Origin of the sequence: Pseudomonas putida, from assembly GCA_041071465.1 — a bacterium.
Lineage (GTDB): Bacteria > Pseudomonadota > Gammaproteobacteria > Pseudomonadales > Pseudomonadaceae > Aquipseudomonas > Aquipseudomonas putida_P.
In genome coordinates this window covers 3782417-3800744 of record CP163498.1, presented here as the reverse complement: position 1 = coordinate 3800744, position 18328 = coordinate 3782417, and the positions used below count along the sequence as shown (strand labels likewise).

The 18328-nt window shown below is 63.4% G+C and carries 16 protein-coding genes and 4 pseudogenes; 2 read left to right on the top strand and 18 right to left on the bottom strand.

Annotated features, from left to right (window positions below):
- The 8 genes and pseudogenes from pabC to AB5975_17530 all read right to left on the bottom strand — a co-directional run bounded on the left by pabC (position 1) and on the right by AB5975_17530 (position 6250).
- Positions 1 to 818, bottom strand: a pseudogene (gene pabC / locus AB5975_17565) (aminodeoxychorismate lyase).
- A complete protein-coding gene (gene fabF, locus AB5975_17560) occupies positions 818 to 2062 on the bottom strand; it encodes a beta-ketoacyl-ACP synthase II (protein ID XDR18457.1) in 1245 nt (414 codons plus the stop codon). The pseudogene pabC and the gene fabF overlap by 1 nt, the downstream one beginning before the upstream one ends.
- 189 nt (positions 2063 to 2251) lie before the next feature.
- A complete protein-coding gene (gene acpP / locus AB5975_17555) occupies positions 2252 to 2488 on the bottom strand; it encodes an acyl carrier protein (GenBank protein XDR18456.1) in 237 nt (78 codons plus the stop codon).
- Between the two features lie 203 nt (positions 2489 to 2691).
- The gene (gene fabG / locus AB5975_17550) at positions 2692 to 3432 is read right to left on the bottom strand and encodes a 3-oxoacyl-ACP reductase FabG (protein XDR18455.1); all 741 of its coding nucleotides are present in this window, start codon (positions 3430 to 3432) and stop codon (positions 2692 to 2694) included.
- A 15-nt stretch (positions 3433 to 3447) separates the two neighbouring features.
- Positions 3448 to 4386 (bottom strand): ACP S-malonyltransferase, encoded by a 939-nt coding sequence (gene fabD, locus AB5975_17545; protein XDR18454.1) that lies wholly within the window; start codon positions 4384 to 4386, stop codon positions 3448 to 3450.
- Positions 4387 to 4513: 127 nt separating this feature from the next.
- A pseudogene (gene plsX / locus AB5975_17540) lies at positions 4514 to 5523 on the bottom strand (phosphate acyltransferase PlsX).
- Between the two features lie 3 nt (positions 5524 to 5526).
- Positions 5527 to 5709 (bottom strand): 50S ribosomal protein L32, encoded by a 183-nt coding sequence (rpmF, locus tag AB5975_17535; protein ID XDR18453.1) that lies wholly within the window; start codon positions 5707 to 5709, stop codon positions 5527 to 5529.
- Positions 5710 to 5722: 13 nt separating this feature from the next.
- Positions 5723 to 6250 (bottom strand): YceD family protein, encoded by a 528-nt coding sequence (locus tag AB5975_17530; protein ID XDR18452.1) that lies wholly within the window; start codon positions 6248 to 6250, stop codon positions 5723 to 5725.
- 95 nt (positions 6251 to 6345) lie between these two features.
- Between AB5975_17530 and AB5975_17525 the strand changes: the two genes are divergently transcribed.
- Entirely contained in the window at positions 6346 to 6924 is a 579-nt protein-coding gene (locus AB5975_17525) for a nucleoside triphosphate pyrophosphatase (GenBank protein XDR18451.1), read from the top strand.
- 40 nt (positions 6925 to 6964) lie between these two features.
- Here the strand turns inward: AB5975_17525 and AB5975_17520 are convergent.
- The 3 genes and pseudogenes from AB5975_17520 to rluC all read right to left on the bottom strand — a co-directional run bounded on the left by AB5975_17520 (position 6965) and on the right by rluC (position 9594).
- Positions 6965 to 7953 (bottom strand): annotated as a pseudogene (locus AB5975_17520) (S49 family peptidase).
- 6 nt (positions 7954 to 7959) lie between these two features.
- Positions 7960 to 8634, bottom strand: coding sequence for an HAD family hydrolase (locus tag AB5975_17515; protein ID XDR18450.1), 675 nt, complete (start codon positions 8632 to 8634; stop codon positions 7960 to 7962).
- 3 nt (positions 8635 to 8637) lie between these two features.
- Positions 8638 to 9594, bottom strand: coding sequence for a 23S rRNA pseudouridine(955/2504/2580) synthase RluC (gene rluC, locus AB5975_17510; GenBank protein XDR18449.1), 957 nt, complete (start codon positions 9592 to 9594; stop codon positions 8638 to 8640).
- A 796-nt stretch (positions 9595 to 10390) separates the two neighbouring features.
- Here rluC and rne point away from each other — a divergent pair.
- On the top strand, positions 10391 to 13651 hold the full coding sequence (rne, locus tag AB5975_17505; GenBank protein XDR18448.1) for a ribonuclease E: 3261 nt from the start codon (positions 10391 to 10393) through the stop codon (positions 13649 to 13651).
- A gap of 105 nt (positions 13652 to 13756) precedes the next feature.
- On the opposite strand, the gene murB is transcribed toward rne, so the two are convergent.
- From murB to AB5975_17470, 7 genes and pseudogenes are all read right to left on the bottom strand, one after another.
- Positions 13757 to 14776: a UDP-N-acetylmuramate dehydrogenase gene (murB, locus tag AB5975_17500; GenBank protein XDR18447.1), complete on the bottom strand. Its 1020-nt coding sequence runs from the start codon at positions 14774 to 14776 to the stop codon at positions 13757 to 13759.
- A complete protein-coding gene (locus AB5975_17495) occupies positions 14773 to 15237 on the bottom strand; it encodes a low molecular weight protein-tyrosine-phosphatase (protein ID XDR18446.1) in 465 nt (154 codons plus the stop codon). Before AB5975_17495 ends, murB begins: the two co-directional genes overlap by 4 nt.
- Complete coding sequence (gene kdsB / locus AB5975_17490) at positions 15237 to 16001, bottom strand: 3-deoxy-manno-octulosonate cytidylyltransferase (GenBank protein XDR18445.1); 765 nt, start codon at positions 15999 to 16001, stop codon at positions 15237 to 15239. The genes AB5975_17495 and kdsB overlap by 1 nt, the downstream gene beginning before the upstream one ends.
- Positions 15998 to 16183 (bottom strand): Trm112 family protein, encoded by a 186-nt coding sequence (locus AB5975_17485; protein ID XDR18444.1) that lies wholly within the window; start codon positions 16181 to 16183, stop codon positions 15998 to 16000. The genes kdsB and AB5975_17485 overlap by 4 nt, the downstream gene beginning before the upstream one ends.
- A 44-nt stretch (positions 16184 to 16227) precedes the next feature.
- Positions 16228 to 17228 (bottom strand): annotated as a pseudogene (gene lpxK, locus AB5975_17480) (tetraacyldisaccharide 4'-kinase).
- A complete protein-coding gene (locus AB5975_17475) occupies positions 17228 to 17662 on the bottom strand; it encodes an ExbD/TolR family protein (GenBank protein XDR18443.1) in 435 nt (144 codons plus the stop codon). The pseudogene lpxK and the gene AB5975_17475 overlap by 1 nt, the downstream one beginning before the upstream one ends.
- Positions 17659 to 18294, bottom strand: a complete 636-nt coding sequence (locus tag AB5975_17470) for a MotA/TolQ/ExbB proton channel family protein (protein XDR18442.1) — start codon at positions 18292 to 18294, stop codon at positions 17659 to 17661. The genes AB5975_17475 and AB5975_17470 overlap by 4 nt, the downstream gene beginning before the upstream one ends.
- Between the last annotated feature and the right edge of the window lie 34 nt (positions 18295 to 18328).

Here is an 18328-nt window from a genome sequence, read left to right as displayed (position 1 = left end):
TCAGGTTTCCAGTAACGTACGGGCAACGGCCTGCAGTGTTCGGGTGAGCGGGCCCGGCGACCAGTTTAGCGCGGCTACGCCACGTACGGGCCAGACACCGTAGACGCTGTTGCAAACAAATACTTCATCAGCCTGCTCCAGCGCATCGTAGGGCAGGTCGCAGACCTGCACCACAATACCCAGCAGTTGGGCCTGCTCAGCAGCAACGCGCCACGCATCACCCCAGCCACACCACAACGGCCAAGGTCGGCGGTGAGCAGCACGCCATCACGTACAAGGAACAGATTGCTGTACACCCCTTCGATCACCCTGCCCTGCCCGTCACGCATCAACCCTTCGGCATGTTCACTGTCCTGCCACTCGGCACGGGCCAGTACCTGCTCAAGGCGATTGAGGTGTTTGAGGCCGGCCAGCAAGGGTTGTTCCCCAAGGCGTGTCTGGCAAGGGAACAAACGCACGCCGTGTTCGGCATGCTCGACAGGATAGCTGGGTAATGGGCTGCCTTGCAGGATGCGCCGCGGCGCGGCACCCGCAACCGGCGCATAGCCACGCTGGCTGTCGCCACGCGTAAGAATGAGTTTGGCGACGCCTTCACCGAGCTGGCTGGCGTAACGCAGCAGTTCGTCGCGCACCAGCGCCAGGTCGGCGCCGATCGCCAGGCGCTGACACCCCAGCGCCAGGCGTGCGAGATGACCGTCCAGCAAGCTGGGCCGACCGCCACGCACGGCGATGGTTTCGAACAACCCATCGCCGTAGGCCAGGCCGCGATTCTGCAGGTTGACTGCAGTCGCCGGCTGGCCATCGATCCAGCTGTGCATCAACCGGCGAACCGGCGGAACACCAGCGAGCCGTTGGTGCCGCCAAAGCCGAACGAGTTGGACAACACCACGTCGATCGGCATGCTGCGCGCCTGGTGTGGCACGAAGTCGAGGTCGCAACCTTCGTCCGGCTCGTCCAGGTTGATGGTGGGCGGGGCCATCTGGCTGTTGATGGCCAGCACGCTGAAGATCGCTTCCACCGCACCCGCGGCACCCAGCAAGTGGCCGGTCATCGACTTGGTCGAGCTGACCGCCAGCTTGTAGGCATGCTCGCCGAATACGCGCTTGATCGCAGCCACTTCGGCCACATCGCCCGCTGGGGTCGAGGTGCCGTGGGCGTTGATGTAGCTGACTTCTTCCGGCTGGATGCCAGCATCGCGCAGCGCGTTGGCCATGCAGCGGGCAGCGCCTTCACCGGTGTCGGGTGGCGAAGTCATGTGGTAGGCGTCGCCGCTCATGCCAAAGCCAACCAGCTCGGCGTAGATGGTCGCACCACGGGCCTTGGCATGCTCCAGCTCTTCGAGTACCAGGGCACCGGCACCGTCGGACAGCACAAAGCCGTCACGGCCCTTGTCCCACGGGCGGCTGGCACGGCTTGGCTCGTCGTTGCGGGTGGACAGTGCACGCGAAGCACCGAAACCGCCCATGCCCAGGCCGCAGGCTGCCATTTCGGCACCACCGGCGATCATCACGTCAGCTTCACCGTAGGCGATATTGCGCGCGGCCATGCCGATGCAATGGGTGCCGGTGGTGCAAGCGGTGGCGATGGCGTAATTCGGCCCTTGCAGACCCAGGTGGATCGACAGGAACCCGGAGATCATGTTGATGATCGAACCTGGCACAAAAAACGGCGAAATGCGGCGCGGCCCCGAATCGTGCAGGGTGCGGCTGGTTTCTTCGATGTTGGTCAGACCACCGATACCCGAGCCCATCGCCACGCCAATACGCTCGCGGTTGGCGTCGGTGACCTCAAGGCCAGCATTACGCACCGCCTGGAAACCGGCCGCCAGGCCGTACTGGATGAACAGGTCAAGCTTGCGGGCCTCTTTGGCCGACAGGTACTGCTCAACCTCGAAGCCTTTCACCGAGCCGCCAAAACGGGTGGAGTAGGCAGACAGGTCCGTGTGTTCGATCGGACCGATGCCACTGCGGCCAGCCAGAATGCCCTGCCAGGTGCTCGGTACATCGGTACCCAGTGGCGACAGCATACCCATACCGGTGACCACGACGCGTCTACGCGACACAGTACTCTCCTTTTCTAATAACAGAGTCTCTTGCGATTACATTCAAGCGCTGGAATGGAATGGCAACAGGCTCTTGGTGCGCGGTGAGCGAAGCCGGCTCGCCAAGATGCAGCGCGTTCGCAAAGAAAAAACCGCACGCCGGCAAAGGCAGTGCGGTTTTTCTCGTCAAGAAGCGACGACTACAGCGTCTTAGGCCTTGTGGCTGTTGACGTAGTCGATAGCGGCTTGAACGGTAGTGATTTTCTCGGCTTCTTCGTCAGGGATTTCGGTCTCGAATTCCTCTTCCAGAGCCATCACCAGCTCAACGGTGTCAAGCGAATCGGCACCCAGGTCATCGACGAAGGACTTCTCGTTGGTCACTTCATCTTCCTTCACGCCCAGTTGCTCGGCGACGATTTTCTTGACGCGTTCTTCGATGGTGCTCATACCTAGTTTTCACTCCTAATGGACATATGTCAGGCAGCTGGCCGGTGGCTAATTTTATAGAAAGACGTTCGCTTTTCAAGCGAAACGCACCTTCAGGCTAGTCACCGCACCCGCTGCCTGGAATCTGGTTGCAGCTTTATAACGGATTTTAGGCTCGCAGTATGACTCTTTTTTTACGAAATCCGTCACATTGAGTTGCAGTGTTACATGTACATCCCGCCGTTGACCGGCACGGTAGCGCCAGTCACGTAGGCTGCACCGTCGGACGCCAGGAACGAAACCACCTTGGCGATTTCGTCGGCCTGGCCCAGGCGGCCCAGCGGAATCTGGGTCTGCAGGGCTTCGCGCTGCGCTTCTGGCAGTTCGCGGGTCATGTCGGTGTCGATGAAGCCCGGGGTCACCGAATTGACGGTGATGCCGCGCGAACCCACTTCACGCGCCAGGGCACGGCTGAAGCCTTCCAGGCCAGCCTTGGCGGCCGCGTAGTTGGCCTGGCCAGCGTTGCCCATGGCACCGACGACCGAGCCGATGCTGATGATACGGCCCCAGCGTGCCTTGGTCATGCCGCGCAGCACGCCCTTGGACAGACGGTAGAGGCTGTTCAGGTTGGTGTCGATCACGTCGAACCACTCATCGTCCTTCATGCGCAGCATGAGGTTGTCGCGAGTGATGCCGGCGTTGTTGACCAGGATTGCCGGTGCGCCGAACTGCTCGGCGATGGCGCCCAGCACAGCTTCGACGGACTCGGCGCTGGTCACGTTCAGTTCCATGCCGGTACCGGCGATACCGTGCTCTTTCAGGGTGGCAGCGATGCGCTCGGCGCCGGACGCCGAAGTGGCGGTGCCGATCACGGTCGCGCCCTGGCGGCCCAGCTCGAGGGCGATGGCCTGGCCAATGCCACGGCTGGCGCCGGTGACCAGTGCAACTTTACCTTGCAGGCTCATGCAAGCTTCTCCAAATCAGGCCAGCGCCGCACGGGTGGCGGCGACGGCGTCAGGGGTATTGAGGTTGTAGGTGGTCACGCCGTCGGCGCAACGCTTGTTCAGGCCAGCCAGAACCTTGCCCGGGCCACACTCGACCAGGTTGACCGCACCATTGGCGGCCAAGGCCTGTACGCACTCGACCCAGCGTACCGGCTGATACAGCTGTGCCAGCAGGTCGTGCTTGAGGGCATCGAGGTCGGCGGCGACTGCGGCGGTGACGTTCTGCACGACCGGGATCTGCGGGGCCTTCCATTCGATGGCGTTGACCGATTCGGCAAAGCGCTCGGCAGCCGGCTTCATCAGGGCACAGTGCGACGGTACGCTGACCGCCAGCGGCAGGGCGCGCTTGGCACCCTTGGCCTTGCACAGCTCCATGGCGCGGTCTACCGCAGCCTTGTTGCCGGCGATGACCACCTGGCCTGGCGAGTTGAAGTTCACGGCGCTGACCACTTGGTCTTCAGCCGCTTCGGCGCACAGCTCAACGACCACAGCATCGTCCAGGCCGAGGATGGCGGCCATGGCACCATGGCCGGCCGGCACGGCTTCCTGCATCAGCTGGCCACGGCGCTCGACCAGGCGAACGGCGTCTGCCAGGGTGATGCTGCCAGCAGCTACGAGGGCGCTGTATTCGCCCAGGCTATGACCAGAAACGAAGGCTGGCTGTGCGCCGCCCTCTTCCAGCCACAGGCGCCACAACGCGATGGACGCGGTGAGGATGGCCGGCTGGGTCTTGTCGGTCTGGTTGAGTTGCTCCTCCGGGCCTTCCTGGACCAGCTTCCACAGGTCGTAACCGAGTGCCTTGGAGGCCTCCTTGAAGGTTTCGACGATCACTGGCTTCTCGGCGCCGAGTTCGGCGAGCATGCCCAGCGACTGGGAACCTTGACCGGGAAAGACGAATGCGAGAGATGCAGACATAGAACAAGCCCTTATGATCTTGTCGTCGGATAGGGTGCGCCAGGCCCTGGGCCAGGCGCGGAATCTGAAAACTTGGATGGATGCACAGACCAAGCGGTCACATTTAAGCACTTCATGGGCAAAACGCCTAAAGCAACAGGTCTTCGAGGCGCCCATGCAAGCGCTGCGGCAGGTTTTCCTGAATCTCGATCAACGCCCGCTGAATGGCACTCTGAAAGCCCTGCACGCCCGCCGAGCCATGGCTCTTGATGACAATGCCCTGCAACCCCAGGAAGCTCGCACCATTGTGCCGCGCCGGCGCCAGGTCAGCCTGCAGGCGTTTGAGCAGCGGCATCGCTACCGCCCCGGCGGCCCGCGATAACACGCCACCCTTGAACAACTGCTCGATGCGCGCGCCGATCATGGTTGCCAGCCCCTCGCTGGACTTGAGCAGGATATTGCCGACAAAACCGTCGCACACCACTACATCAGCCTCGCCACGGTACAGCCCGTCACCCTCGACAAAGCCTACGTAGTTGAGCCCACGGGCGTTCTGCAACAGGCTGGCCGCCAGCTTGACCTGCTGGTTGCCCTTGATGTCCTCGGTGCCGATATTCAGCAGCGCCACACGCGGCCGATGCACGCCCAGCGCCTGGGCGGCCACCGAGCCCATCACAGCGAACTGGTAGAGGTTCTCGGCGCTGCAATCGACGTTGGCCCCCAGGTCGAGCAATTGGCAGTAACCCGCCTGGGTCGGAATCGCCGCCACCATGGCTGGCCGATCGATACCCGGCAAGGTCTTGAGCACGAAGCGTGATAGCGCCATCAGCGCACCGGTATTGCCAGCACTGACGCAGGCCTGAGCCTTGCCGTCGCGAACCAGCTCAAGGGCGATGCGCATCGACGAGTCCGGCTTGCCGCGCAACGCCTGAGATGGCCGCTCGTCCATGCCGATCACCTCACTGGCGGCGACAATCTGCAGGCGCGCGCGATCCGCAGCCGCAAGGCCGCTGACAAGATCTTCTAGGAGGGAGGGTTGACCGACGAGGGTCAGGTGCAGCGAGGGGGTAGCCGAAAGGCAGGCAATGCTAGCCTGGACAATGCTGCGGGACCGAAGTCCCCGCCCATTGCGTCGATCGCGATGATCTGAGCGGACAAGGATTACTCGTCAGCGCCCTTATCGACCACTTTGCGACCACGGTATACGCCTTCTGGCGAAACGTGGTGGCGCAGGTGAACTTCACCGGTGGTTTTCTCTACCGACAGCGCGTTTTCCGACAGGGCGTCGTGCGAACGGCGCATGTCACGGGCAGAGCGGGATTTTTTGTTCTGCTGAACAGCCATAATTGATTAACTCCTAAACGTTTGGGTCACGCTTTAACTGCGCCAAAACACTGAACGGGTTGGACCGCGATACCTCGTCCTTGCTCGAATCGGGCTCGTCTGCGCCCGCCGGCTGCTGGCATTCTTCCGGATGATGAGCAGGCACGATTGGCAAGGCGAGCAGAAGCTCCTCCTCGACCAGCGCCTGCAGATCCAAAGGATCTTCGCCCAGTTCCAGCACGTCATAGCCTTTCGGCAACGACTGGGTATTCGCACCCTCCTTCACCACGGCGTAAGTACATTCGCTGTGGATCGGTAGGGTGACCAGCTCAAGACAACGCTGGCAAACCATCTTGACCTCGACGTCCAGCTCGCTGTGGATAACCACCACGTGCTGTTCATCTCGTTCAAAATCGAACTTCGCCTGCACCGTACCGACATTGTCGGAAAGCGGGTCGCAGAGTCTTTCCAAATCAGCGAGTTGCAGCGAACCGTTAAGGGTTACGCCACGATCGGCTAATTTGCGCGGGTCAACGTGAGGTGGAATCGGGTCATTCAACATAGGCGCAGCATTCTAGGGATGCCCCCGCCCCTGTCAAAGGAAATTAGGCGGCATCGTGCGTGATAGAATTGGTTCAACCGAACCCGGAGTCTACCATGCTTCCTTTGTTACTGGCTTCCAGCTCTGCCTATCGCCGCGAACTGCTTGCACGCCTGCGCCTGCCCTTCACCTGGGCAAGCCCCGACATAGACGAGCAGCGCCTGGCCGACGAGCCTGCCGTAGAGCTGGTACGCCGGCTTGCCAGACAAAAGGCCGAAGCCCTGGCAGACAGCAACCCAGGGCATTTGATCATCGGTTCGGACCAGGTGGCCGTGTTGGGCGAGCAGGTGCTGGGCAAACCCCACACCTTCGAGCGGGCTTGCGAGCAGCTGCTGGAGTGCAGCGGGCAGCAGGTGAGCTTTCTGACCGGACTGGCATTGCTCAACAGCGCGACCGGGCACTGCCAGGTGGACTGCGTGCCATTTACGGTGACGCTGCGCGAATTGAGCAGGGAACGGGTGGAGCGCTATGTGACGGCGGAACAGCCGCTGGATTGCGCCGGGAGCTTCAAGGCGGAGGGTTTAGGGGTAAGCTTGTTCCAGAGCACGCACGGGTGCGATGCGACCAGCTTGATCGGCCTACCATTGATTCGATTGGTGGATATGCTGACCAAGGAAGGCGTTGTCATCCCTTGAGACTTGGGGGCGCTTGCGCCCCCAGCGACCTCAGCGCGAATCAGCGCAACTGCGGCCCTTGAAAGCCCATCCACATCGCCAGGTGCTCAGCCACGCTGGCCCCCACGCGCTTGGAGAAGCGATCGAACGGCGATTCCTGCACGGTGAAGTCGACCAACTCCTTCTCACCAACGATCTCGCGCGCTACATAGCTGGCACTGCCCAGCCCATCCACCAGCCCTAGCGCCTTGGCCTGCTCACCCGACCACACCAGACCACTGAACAGCTCCGGGTGCTCCTTGTCCTTCAGCCGCTCGCCGCGCCCCTGCTTGACCATGGCAATGAACTGGTTGTGCGTGGTGTCCAGCACGCCCTGCCAGAATCGGGTCTCTTCGGGCTTTTCCGGCGAGAACGGGTCAAGGAAGGCCTTGTGCTCGCCTGACGTGTAGGCGCGCCGCTCCACCCCCAGCTTCTCCATGGTGCCGACAAACCCATAACCGGCCGCCGTCACACCGATCGAGCCCACCAGGCTGGCCTTGTCGGCGTAGATCTCGTCCGCCGCACTGGCAATGTAATAGGCCCCGGAAGCACCAAGGTCCGAAATCACCGCATACAACTTGATGGCCGGGTATTCGGCACGCAGACGACGGATTTCGTCATACACGTAGCCTGCCTGCACCGGGCTGCCACCCGGGCTATTGATACGCATCACCACAGCCTTGGTCTTGCTGTCCTTGAACGCATCGCGCAGGCTCTTGACGATGTTGTCGGCGCTGGCAGCCTCCTGATCGGCAATCACCCCACGCACCTCGACCAGCGCGGTATGGCTGGCGCTGCGCGAGGCGGCCTTGTCCATGTCCATCAGCGGGGTGAACAACACCAGGATGCCGAACAGATAGACGAAGGTCAGCAGCTTGAAGAAGATCCCCAGCGCCGCGAGCGGCGCTGCTCCTGCACGCTGGCCAGCAAGGTCTTTTCCAGCAGCTTCCAGCTTTTGCGCTCTTCGCGCTCCTCGGGCTCGGCCTCGGGGGCCTTCCATTCGTCTGCCATGCTTACCTACCTTGGAAGTGGAATTGCAGTACCACCCAGCCACTCGCGCAGCTGGGAAAAGTGATCGATGCAAACCTGCGGCCCAAACTCGGCCAGCGCCTGTAGCGACATGGCACCATAGCCCACCGCCACCGAATGCATGCCGGCATTGCTGGCCATCTGCAGATCGAATGCAGAATCTCCGACCATCAGCGCACGCCCCGGTTCGACGCCGCAATGCGCGAGGATCTCCTCAAGCATCAGCGGGTGCGGTTTACCACGGGTTTCGTCGGCAGCGCGGGTGATGTCGAAGAACTGCTCCCAACCATTGGCCTTGAGCACCCGATTCAACCCGCGACGAGCTTTGCCGGTGGCCACCGCCAGGCGGTAACCCTCGGCGCGGAAGGCATCCAGCGACTCGACCACGCCCTCGAACAACGGCGAGGGCTGCTGATCCAGCGCCATGTAGATATCGGCATAGTGCTGACGAAAGCGCTCCACCTGCGCAGGCGCCAGGTGCGGGTACAGCGTATGAATGGCCTCGCCCAGGGCCAGGCCGATGATGCCCTTGACTGCATCGTCGCCACTGGGCGCCTCGCCAGCACGCTCGGCGGCGGCATTCATCGCCTCGACGATACGCCCGATGGAATCAGCCAGCGTGCCGTCCCAGTCGAAAATCAGTAGCTCATAGCCCTTTTTCATAGATCAGGATGCACTCAAACGCTCAATGGTTTTCGCCCACACCTCATCCACCGGCGCCTCGAGTTTAAGCTCGCCTCCGTCCGGCAGCGGCACGGTCAGCGCATAGGCATGCAGGAACAGGCGCTTGCCGCCCAGCTCGCGAATCTCGCGACTGAAGTCTTCGTCACCGTATTTGCTGTCGCCGGCAATCATGTGCCCGGCGTGCAGGGTGTGCACACGGATCTGGTGGGTACGACCGGTGATCGGACGCGCCTCGACAATGGTGGCGAATTCGCCAAAACGGCGCAGCACGCGGAACAGGGTCAGTGCCTCCTTGCCCTCGTCGTTCACCTCGACCATGCGCTCACCGGAACGCAGGTTGCTCTTGAGCAATGGCGCATTGACCTGTTTTTTCGAGGTCGGCCAATGGCCACGCACCAGCGCCATGTAGCGCTTGTCGACACCATCGCCGCGCAGGGCGGCATGCAGGTGGCGCAGCATGCTGCGCTTCTTGGCGATCATCAGCAGGCCGGAGGTGTCGCGATCCAGGCGGTGCACCAGCTCCAGCTCCTTGGCATCCGGGCGCAGTTGGCGCAGCGCCTCGATCACCCCAAAGCTCAGGCCGCTGCCGCCGTGCACGGCAATGCCGGCGGGCTTGTTCATCACGATCAGCGCCTTGTCTTCGTAGACAATCGCGGCCTCCAGGCGCTGCAACAGGCCCTGGGCCACCGGTGCCGGTTCGTCACGTTCCGGCAGGCGGACGGGCGGCACCCGCACGATGTCGCCGGCCTGGATTTTGTACTCCGGCTTGACGCGGCCCTTGTTGACCCTCACCTCACCCTTGCGCAGGATGCGGTAGACCAGCGTCTTGGGCACGCCCTTGAGGGCCGTGATGAGGAAATTGTCGATGCGTTGGCCGGCAAGCTCCGGCGCGACTTCGATCAGCTGAACGCCGGAAGTCGGAGGGGTATTGGTCGTCATGGCGGGATCATAACAATTTTTTATGGAATTGAAGCACTTAATCATTGCTGCTATAGTCGCGAACGCCGCCAAAAGCGGCAGGCCAGCGGCACCAGGCTCTTCGCCGGTCCCTGACCTTCGCAATTCTCCAGGACGCGAGGCCGTCCTACGGGGTTTTCGCCAGTTTACCGAATTGCCTGGAATCGCCACCAGCGCTGTGTAGAGAAGACCGAAAAAAAACGACAAGTGCGGTGTTTCACCTGCTTACCCGATTCTTTTCGCTGCACCTCTGCCCGCGAGTCGCTTCCACGCAACGCCCGGCGAATGCTTCGGAAATACCTGCCTTGGACATGAATGGCGCCAGCGCAGAACCAGCGCTGGCGAAAAATGCAACCCGTTGCGGATTCAGCGCGCGGCAGCACCCGAATTATCAGGGATACGTGCAGGGTGGAGATGCACAGCCCTCGGACCGTGTAGCACCGCGTCCGGCCACCAGCCCACTCACGGCTGGCGAGCGGATAAGGTCCTGAACAGATGCCTCCGGGCGTCCACGGCTGACGGTTGATTCCTCCTCCTGACTGAGTGCACAAGGCCCGCTTGGTTGATTCGGATACCTATTCGAAGCCACCGGGGCCTTGTTGGCACCGCAGCAAACAGGACGCGTCGTCGCGACAACGGCAGGCTGGGCAACCGGCTGGTGCCGAACGTCGCTCGACACGGGGGTGGCCCGGCCACCCTTTGCGCACCTTGGCACCGACCATGAGACGTCGTGTGTGCCGAACGCCGTTTCCGGCAGCCCGGAAACCGACGGTACAACATGAAAAGAATGCTGATTAACGCGACTCAACCCGAAGAGTTGCGTGTAGCCCTGGTGGACGGCCAACGTCTCTACGACCTGGACATCGAGTCCGGTGCGCGCGAGCAGAAAAAGGCCAACATCTATAAAGGCAAGATCACCCGCATCGAACCCAGCCTCGAAGCCGCCTTCGTCGACTTCGGCTCCGAACGTCACGGCTTCCTGCCGCTGAAAGAAATCTCCCGCGAATACTTCAAGAAGGCCCCTGAAGGCCGGGTCAACATCAAGGAAGTACTCAGCGAAGGCCAGGAAGTCATCGTCCAGGTCGAGAAGGAAGAGCGCGGCAACAAAGGCGCCGCCCTCACCACCTTCATCAGCCTGGCTGGCCGCTACCTGGTTCTGATGCCCAACAACCCGCGTGCCGGCGGCATCTCCCGCCGCATCGAAGGCGAAGAGCGCAACGAACTGCGTGAAGCCCTGAACGGCCTGACCGTGCCGGGCGACATGGGCCTGATCGTGCGCACTGCAGGCCTGGGCCGCAGCAGCGAAGAAATGCAGTGGGACCTCGACTACCTGCTGCAGCTGTGGACCGCCATCAAGGAAGCGTCCCTGGACCGCGCCGCGCCATTCCTGATCTACCAGGAAAGCAACGTCATCATCCGCGCCATCCGCGACTACCTGCGCCAGGACATCGGCGAAGTGCTGATCGACAGCATCGACGCCCAGGAAGAAGCCCTCACCTTCATCCGCCAGGTGATGCCGCAGTACGCCAGCAAGGTCAAGCTGTACGAAGACAGCGTGCCGCTGTTCAACCGTTTCCAGATCGAAAGCCAGATCGAGACCGCCTTCCAGCGCGTGGTCGACCTGCCTTCCGGCGGCTCGATCGTGATCGACCCGACCGAAGCCCTGGTGTCCATCGACATCAACTCGGCGCGCGCCACCAAAGGCAGCGACATCGAAGAAACCGCCTTGCAGACCAACCTGGAAGCGGCCGAGGAAATCGCCCGCCAGCTACGCCTGCGTGACATTGGTGGCCTGATCGTCATCGACTTCATCGACATGACCCCGGCGAAAAACCAACGCGCCGTGGAAGAACGCGTCCGCGAATGCCTGGAAGCCGACCGCGCCCGCGTGCAGGTTGGCCGCATCTCCCGCTTCGGCCTGCTGGAAATGTCCCGTCAGCGCCTGCGCCCGTCGCTGGGCGAAAGCAGCGGCATCGTCTGCCCACGCTGCTCCGGCACCGGCATCATCCGCGATGTCGAGTCGCTGTCGCTGGCCATCCTGCGCCTGATCGAAGAAGAAGCCCTGAAGGACCGCACCGCCGAAGTGCGTGCCCAGGTGCCGATCCCGGTGGCCGCGTTCCTGCTCAACGAGAAGCGCAACTCGATCACCAAGATCGAACTGCGCACCCGTGCGCGCATCATCATCTTGCCAAACGACCACCTGGAAACCCCGCACTTCGAAGTCCAGCGCCTGCGCGACGACAACCCGGAAGTGCTGAACAACCAGTCCAGCTACGAGATCGCCGCCGCCGAAACCGAAGAAGCGCCGCAGCCGACCGCCACCCGCACCCTGGTACGTCAGGAAGCTGCTGTGAAAACGGCCCCGGCACGCGCCAATGCGCCGGTACCGGCCGCCGCTGAAGAGCCGCAGGCTGCCGCACCGGTCGCCCCTGCCCCGAGCGCTCCGGAGCCAAGCCTGTTCAAGGGCCTGGTGAAGTCGCTGGTCAGCCTGTTCGCCGGCAAGGACGAGCCTGCCGCCGCACCGGTGGTTGCCGCCGAAAAACCGGCCGCTGAGCGCAGCCCACGCAACGAAGAACGCCGCAACGGCCGCCAGCAAAGCCGCAACCGCAACGGCCGCCGCGACGAAGAGCGCAAGCCGCGTGAAGAACGTGCCGAGCGCGCACCGCGCGAAGAGCGCCAGCCACGCGAGGAACGCGCACCGCGCGAAGAGCGTGCACCACGTGAAGAGCGCGCCCCACGCGAAGAACGTGCGCCGCGCGAAGAGCGTGCACCACGTCAGCCACGCGAAGACCGCCGCAGCAACCGTGGCGAAGAGCGCGTACGCGAGCTGCGTGAGCCGCTGGATGCTACCCCGCCAGCCGAACGCGAAGAGCGCCAGCCGCGCGAAGAACGTGCAACCCGCGAAGAACGTGCTCCACGCGAAGAGCGTGCACCGCGTGAAGAGCGTGCTCCACGTGAAGAGCGCGCACCTCGCGAAGAGCGTGCCCCTCGTGAAGAACGTGCTCCACGCGAAGAGCGCGCCCCTCGCGAAGAACGTGCCCCACGTGAAGAACGTGCCCCGCGCCCACCACGCGAAGAGCGTCAGCCACGTGCCGCAGAAGAAGCGGCCGAACAGGCTGCCGAGCTGGCCGAAGAGCAACTGCCAAACGATGAGCTGCTGCAGGACGAGCAGGAAGCCACCGATGGCGAGCGCCCGCGCCGCCGCTCGCGTGGTCAGCGCCGTCGCAGCAACCGTCGTGAGCGCCAGCGCAACGCCAATGGCGAGCTGATCGACGGCGAAGAAGAAGGCAGCGAAGAGCAACCACAACAGCACCAGGCCACTGAGCTGGGTGCCGAACTGGCCGCCGGCCTGGCAGTGACTGCCGCTGTTGCCACCAGCAACATCAGCACCGACGCCGAAGCCCAGGCCAACCAGCAGGCCGAGCGCGCCACCGCTGAAGTCGCCACCGCAGCAGAAACTGACAACAGCGAAGCCGCCCAACCCGTCGAGCAGGTTGAAAAGGTAGAGCAGGTCGAAGCTGTCGCCAAGGCTGAGGAAGTGGCCGTAGCACCTGCGGTCGAGCAACCGGTTAGCGAGCCAGTGGCCGTGGTCGAGGCAACCGCCGAGCCTGTGGTCGAAATCGCTCCGCAGGCCGCCGTCGAAGCGACACCCGTTGTCGAGCCGGCCGTGGTTGCCGAAACCGTGGCTGCTGAAGCGCCAGTGGAAGCCCCAGCCGTGGAAGCCGGTGAAATCGAACAGGCCCCGGCCGTTGTCGAAGCGGCTTCGGTTGCCGAGCAACCCGCACCGGTAATCGAAGCTCAGCCAGAAGCAGTGGCCGAGCCTGCACCCGTGGTCGTCGAACCTGCAGCGATCGAAGCCCCAGCCGCAGTAGAGCCGGCCACCGTCATGCTGGCGAACGGCCGCGCGCCGAACGACCCGCGTGAAGTGCGCCGTCGCAAGCGTGAAGCCGAGGCTGCCGCCAAAGCCGCACAGGAAGCTGCCGCCACCGAGGAGCCAGCCCTGGAAGCCGCCGATGAGCACAAGCCTCATCACGGTTGATAGCCAAGGCTGAATAAAAAGCCCCGCCAGTGCGAACTGGCGGGGCTTTTTCTTGGCCAAGTGAACGTGGTCGCTGGGTTGGGGCCGCTACGCTGCCCCCTTCGATCAGTAGAGGTTAGGCTCCATTTCCAGCTCAACCCCGAAACGCTCCAGGATATCCGCCTGGATCCGCAGCGCCAGCGCCTGCATCTGCGCCCCGCTCGCCTGGCCATAGTTGACCAACACCAGCGACTGCAGGCGATGCACGCCCGCATCACCATCGCGATGCCCTTTCCAGCCCGCCTGTTCGATCAACCAACCCGCCGCCAACTTCACCCGGCCATCAGCCTGCGGATACGCCACAACGGCCGGATACTGCGCACGAATATGCTCGACCAGACCAGCCGGCACCACCGGGTTCTTGAAGAAGCTCCCAGCATTGCCAAGTTCAGCCGGGTCCGGCAGCTTCTCGCGGCGAATGCTGCAAATTGCATCACTGATCGCCTGCGCAGTCGGCTCGGTTACGCCCTGTTCCGCCAGGCGCTGACGCACTGGGCCGTAATCCAGATGGGCCTGCAGGGTGCGTGTCAGGGCAAAGCGCACACGCAGGATCAACCAGCGCCCGGGGTTGCGCTTGAAAAGACTGTCGCGGTAGCCAAAGGCACACTCCGCCAAACCGAAGTCACGCAGCTCGCCGGTCTCGCGGTCCAGGGCTGTCAGGCCGGCGAATACGTCCTTGATCTCTACCCCATAAGCACCCACGTTCTGCATGGGTGCCGCGCCCACGGTACCAGGGATGAGGCTGAGGTTCTCCAGCCCGCAATACCCCTGCGTCAATGCCCATTGTACGAATGCATGCCAAGGCTCACCGGCCTCGGCCTCGACCACGACGCGCTCGCCATCGTCACTGAGCACGCGCCGGCCACGGCTGGCCATGTGCAGCACCAACGCATCGATATCACGGGTCAGCAGCAGGTTGCTGCCGCCACCGATCACCAACACCGGGAGGCCTTGCTGCTGCGCCTGGCTCAGCGCCTGGCGTACCTGCAGGTCATCCTGCGCCTGGCTGAAATAGCGCGCCTTCACGTCGATACCGAAGGTGTTGTAAGGCTTGAGCGATACCTGCTCCTGCCACTGCACTGTCATAGCCGCCCCTTGATTTCCAGCACCAGCGCCTGGCAAGCCGCTTCGACCAGGTCGAGCACCTGCTCGAACCCGTCGGCGCCGCCGTAGTAAGGATCTGGCACTTCATCCAGCGCCCCCTGGTAGCGGCGCAGGAACAAGTCGAGCTCACCCACTGCAGTGGACGGGCGCAGGGCGCGCAAATCGCGCAGGTTACTCTCGTCCATGGCCAGAACCAGATCGTATTCGGCAAAGTGCGAAGCCCTGACCTGCTGGGCGCGCTGTTGCGACAAGTCGTAACCGCGCGCCAGCGCCGCCTTGCAGGTACGGCTGTCTGGCGCCTTGCCGACATGCCAGTCGCCGGTACCGGCCGACGCCACCTGCACCTTGTCGGCCAGCCCGGCGACCTGCAATTGATGGCGCAGCACGCCTTCGGCAGTGGGCGAGCGGCAGATGTTGCCCAGGCACACGAACAGAACGCGCATCAGGCCTCCAGCAAGCGCCGTACGCGCTCCAGGTCTTCGGGGGTATCCACACCCACGGCAGGCGCCTCGATAGCGTCCTCGACGTGAATGCGCACGCCGTGCCACAGCGCACGCAGTTGCTCCAGCGCTTCAGTCTGCTCGAGCCAGCATGGGCCCCAGCCGACGAAGTCTTGCAGGAAGCCGACGCGGTAGGCGTACATGCCGATGTGACGGCGATACGGCACGCCCTCCGGCAGCACGTTGCGGTCCTTGGCAAAGGCATCGCGAGCCCAGGGCAGCGGCGCACGACTGAAAGTCAGGGCCAGGCCGTTCTTGTCGCTCACCACCTTGACCGCATTGGGATTGAACACGGCTTCCGGCTCATGGATGGGCTCTGCCAGGGTGGCAATACCAGCCTCCGGGTGGGCTGCCAGGTTGGCGGCCACCTGATCGATGATCACCGGTGGGATCAGCGGCTCGTCGCCCTGCACGTTGACCACGATGGCATCAGCCGGCAAGCCGAGGTGCGCGACCACTTCAGCCAGGCGGTCGGTGCCGGATTCATGGTCGGCACGGGTCATCAGCACTTCGGCGCCAAAGGCCTGGCAGGCCTCGAGGATGCTGGCGTCGTCGGTGGCGATGACCACGCGGCTGGCACCGCTCCTGCGTGCCTGCTCCCACACATGCTGCACCATCGGCTTGCCGGCGATCGGCAACAACGGCTTGCCCGGCAAACGCGTGGAGCGCAGCCGGGCGGGGATCACCACGGTGAAGTTCAGGCTCATTTGTCCAGACGCTCGTCGTCGGTCAGGGTACGCGCCTCGCTTTCGAGCATGACCGGGATACCGTCGCGAATCGGGTAGGCCAGGCCCGCGCCCTTGCTGATCAGCTCGGTCTTGTCGGCGCTGAGCTTGAGCGGGCCTTTGGTGATCGGGCAGGCCAGGATATCGAGCAGTTTGGTGTCCATTGAAAGCTTCCTTTAGGCCAGGTGGCCGGAAATTGAAAACGGGCTCAGGGCTTGCGCAGCAAACGCTGTAGCTGGTTGTCTAACCAGGCGCTGAAAGCCGGCGTGGGCTGTGCCTCGACGGCCAGGTACCACCAGTCGTCAGCGGCAAAGGCCCGGCATTTCACCGCGTCCTTCTCGGTCATCACCAGCGGTAACTGCGGGCTGAAGGCCAGGCTCTGGGCGCTGAATTGCGCATGGTCGGCGAAGGGGTGCGGCACCGGCTGCCAGTTTAGCCCCAGCAGGGTATTGAAGAAACGTTGCGGGTTACCGATACCGGCCACCGCATGCAGGCGCTGGCCTGCGGGGAAATGGTCGAGCGCACGGCGCTCGCCGCTGCGCAGGTTAACCAGCGCGGACGGCTGCAGGCAAAAGCCAAAGCCATCGGCGCGGTCAGCATTGGCACCATTGAACAGCACGGCATCTGCATCCAGCAGGCGTTCGGCGGGCTCGCGCAAAGGGCCGGCCGGCAGGCAGCGGCCATTGCCCAGGCCACGGGCGGCATCGATCAGCACCAGTTCCAGGTCACGGGCCAGGCGGTAATGCTGCATGCCGTCGTCGCACAGGATCAGGTCGAGCGGTTCGCTGGCCAGCAACGCCTGCACGGCGCGGGAACGGTCGGGTCGATCATCAGCGGCACGCCGGTGCGCTGCACGATCAGCAGCGGCTCGTCGCCCGCCTGGTCGGCGCAGTAATTGGCCTGCACGCGCCAAGGTAACTGCGGCGGCTTGGCCCCATAGCCACGGCTGACCACGCCCACCTTCAGCCCCTGTTGGCGGCAGTGTTCGATCAGCCAGAGGATCATCGGCGTCTTGCCGGTGCCGCCCACGGTGATGTTGCCCACCACGATCACCGGCACTGGCGCCCGATAGCTGGCGCTTTCGCCACTGAGAAAACGTGCCCGTTTGCGCGTGACCACACGGCGATACAAAGCCTCCAGCGGTCGCAGCAGCGCCAAAGCCGGGTGCCCGGCGTACCAGGCGGCGAGCAAACGGTCGGCGAAAGCCATCAAGGCGTGCCCTGGGCCGCCTCGACGGTGGTCATGCGCAACTGGCTGAAACCGAGCTTGCCGGCGGCATCCATTGCGGTGACCACAGCCTGGTGCGGGGTCTTGCCGTCGGCGCTGATGGCCAGCGGCAGCTTGTTGTCGCCGCCCGACTCACGCTCGATGGCCTCGCTCAAGGTGGCCAGGTCGCTCTTGGGCAGCAGGTGGTTGTTCACCGAATACACGCCTTCGGCGCTGATGGTGATTTCCACCAGTTTGCCCTGATCGGCCGGCGCCTGCTCGGCACTGGCAGCTTCAGGCAGCTCGACGCGCAGCTGGGTCTCGCGAGTGAAGGTGGTGGTGACCACGAAGAACAGCAGCAGGACGAACACCACGTCGATCAGCGACGCCAGGTTGATGTCGACGTTTTCCCGCTGGCGATTGCGCCGGAACTTCACGCCTTGCCTCCGGCCACTTCCACTTCACGGTCGCCCTGGATCACTTCCACCAGCTTGATCGCTTCTTGTTCCATGCCCACCACCAGCTCATCGATGCGGCGCAGCAGGAAACGGTGGAAGAATACCGCCGGGATACCGACCATCAGGCCGGCCGCCGTGGTAACCAGGGCCTTGGAGATACCACCGGCCAGCACGGCGGCGTTGGCGGTCATCTGCGAGCCCATGAAGGCGCTGAAGATGTCGATCATGCCCAGTACGGTGCCCAGCAGGCCCAGCAACGGAGCCATGGCAGCGATGGTGCCGAGGGTGCTGATGTAGCGCTCCAGTTCGTGGATGACACGCGAAGCGGCTTCCTCGATGCACTCTTTCATGATTTCACGACCATGGCGCGAGTTGGCCAGGCCCGCAGCAAGGATTTCGCCCAGTGGCGAATCGGCGCGCAAGGCTTTGAGCTTGTCACTGGTCAGTTGCTTGTCCTTGATCCACATCCACACCTGGCCCAGCAGGTGCGGCGGGGTGACGCGGCTGGCGCGCAGGGTCCACAGGCGCTCGACGACGATAGCCATGGCAGCGATGGAACTCAGAATGATCGGCAGCATCATCCAACCACCGGACTTGACCAATTCCCACACAGTAAACGCCCCTTCGGAAAAGGCCGCCACTCTA

Excerpts from the sequence above, each read along its gene's own strand:
- AB5975_17485 (XDR18444.1), bottom strand. The coding sequence starts at position 16,183 with ATGGACACCAAACTGCTCGATATCCTGGCCTGCCCGATCACCAAAGGC.
- AB5975_17530 (XDR18452.1), bottom strand. The coding sequence starts at position 6,250 with ATGTTGAATGACCCGATTCCACCTCACGTTGACCCGCGCAAATTAGCC.
- rluC (XDR18449.1), bottom strand. The coding sequence starts at position 9,594 with ATGACGACCAATACCCCTCCGACTTCCGGCGTTCAGCTGATCGAAGTC.
- fabD (XDR18454.1), bottom strand. The coding sequence starts at position 4,386 with ATGTCTGCATCTCTCGCATTCGTCTTTCCCGGTCAAGGTTCCCAGTCG.
- acpP (XDR18456.1), bottom strand. The coding sequence starts at position 2,488 with ATGAGCACCATCGAAGAACGCGTCAAGAAAATCGTCGCCGAGCAACTG.
- fabG (XDR18455.1), bottom strand. The coding sequence starts at position 3,432 with ATGAGCCTGCAAGGTAAAGTTGCACTGGTCACCGGCGCCAGCCGTGGC.
- kdsB (XDR18445.1), bottom strand. The coding sequence starts at position 16,001 with ATGAGCCTGAACTTCACCGTGGTGATCCCCGCCCGGCTGCGCTCCACG.
- AB5975_17515 (XDR18450.1), bottom strand. The coding sequence starts at position 8,634 with ATGAAAAAGGGCTATGAGCTACTGATTTTCGACTGGGACGGCACGCTG.
- AB5975_17525 (XDR18451.1), top strand. The coding sequence starts at position 6,346 with ATGCTTCCTTTGTTACTGGCTTCCAGCTCTGCCTATCGCCGCGAACTG.
- rpmF (XDR18453.1), bottom strand. The coding sequence starts at position 5,709 with ATGGCTGTTCAGCAGAACAAAAAATCCCGCTCTGCCCGTGACATGCGC.
- AB5975_17495 (XDR18446.1), bottom strand. The coding sequence starts at position 15,237 with ATGCGCGTTCTGTTCGTGTGCCTGGGCAACATCTGCCGCTCGCCCACT.
- rne (XDR18448.1), top strand. The coding sequence starts at position 10,391 with ATGAAAAGAATGCTGATTAACGCGACTCAACCCGAAGAGTTGCGTGTA.
- murB (XDR18447.1), bottom strand. The coding sequence starts at position 14,776 with ATGACAGTGCAGTGGCAGGAGCAGGTATCGCTCAAGCCTTACAACACC.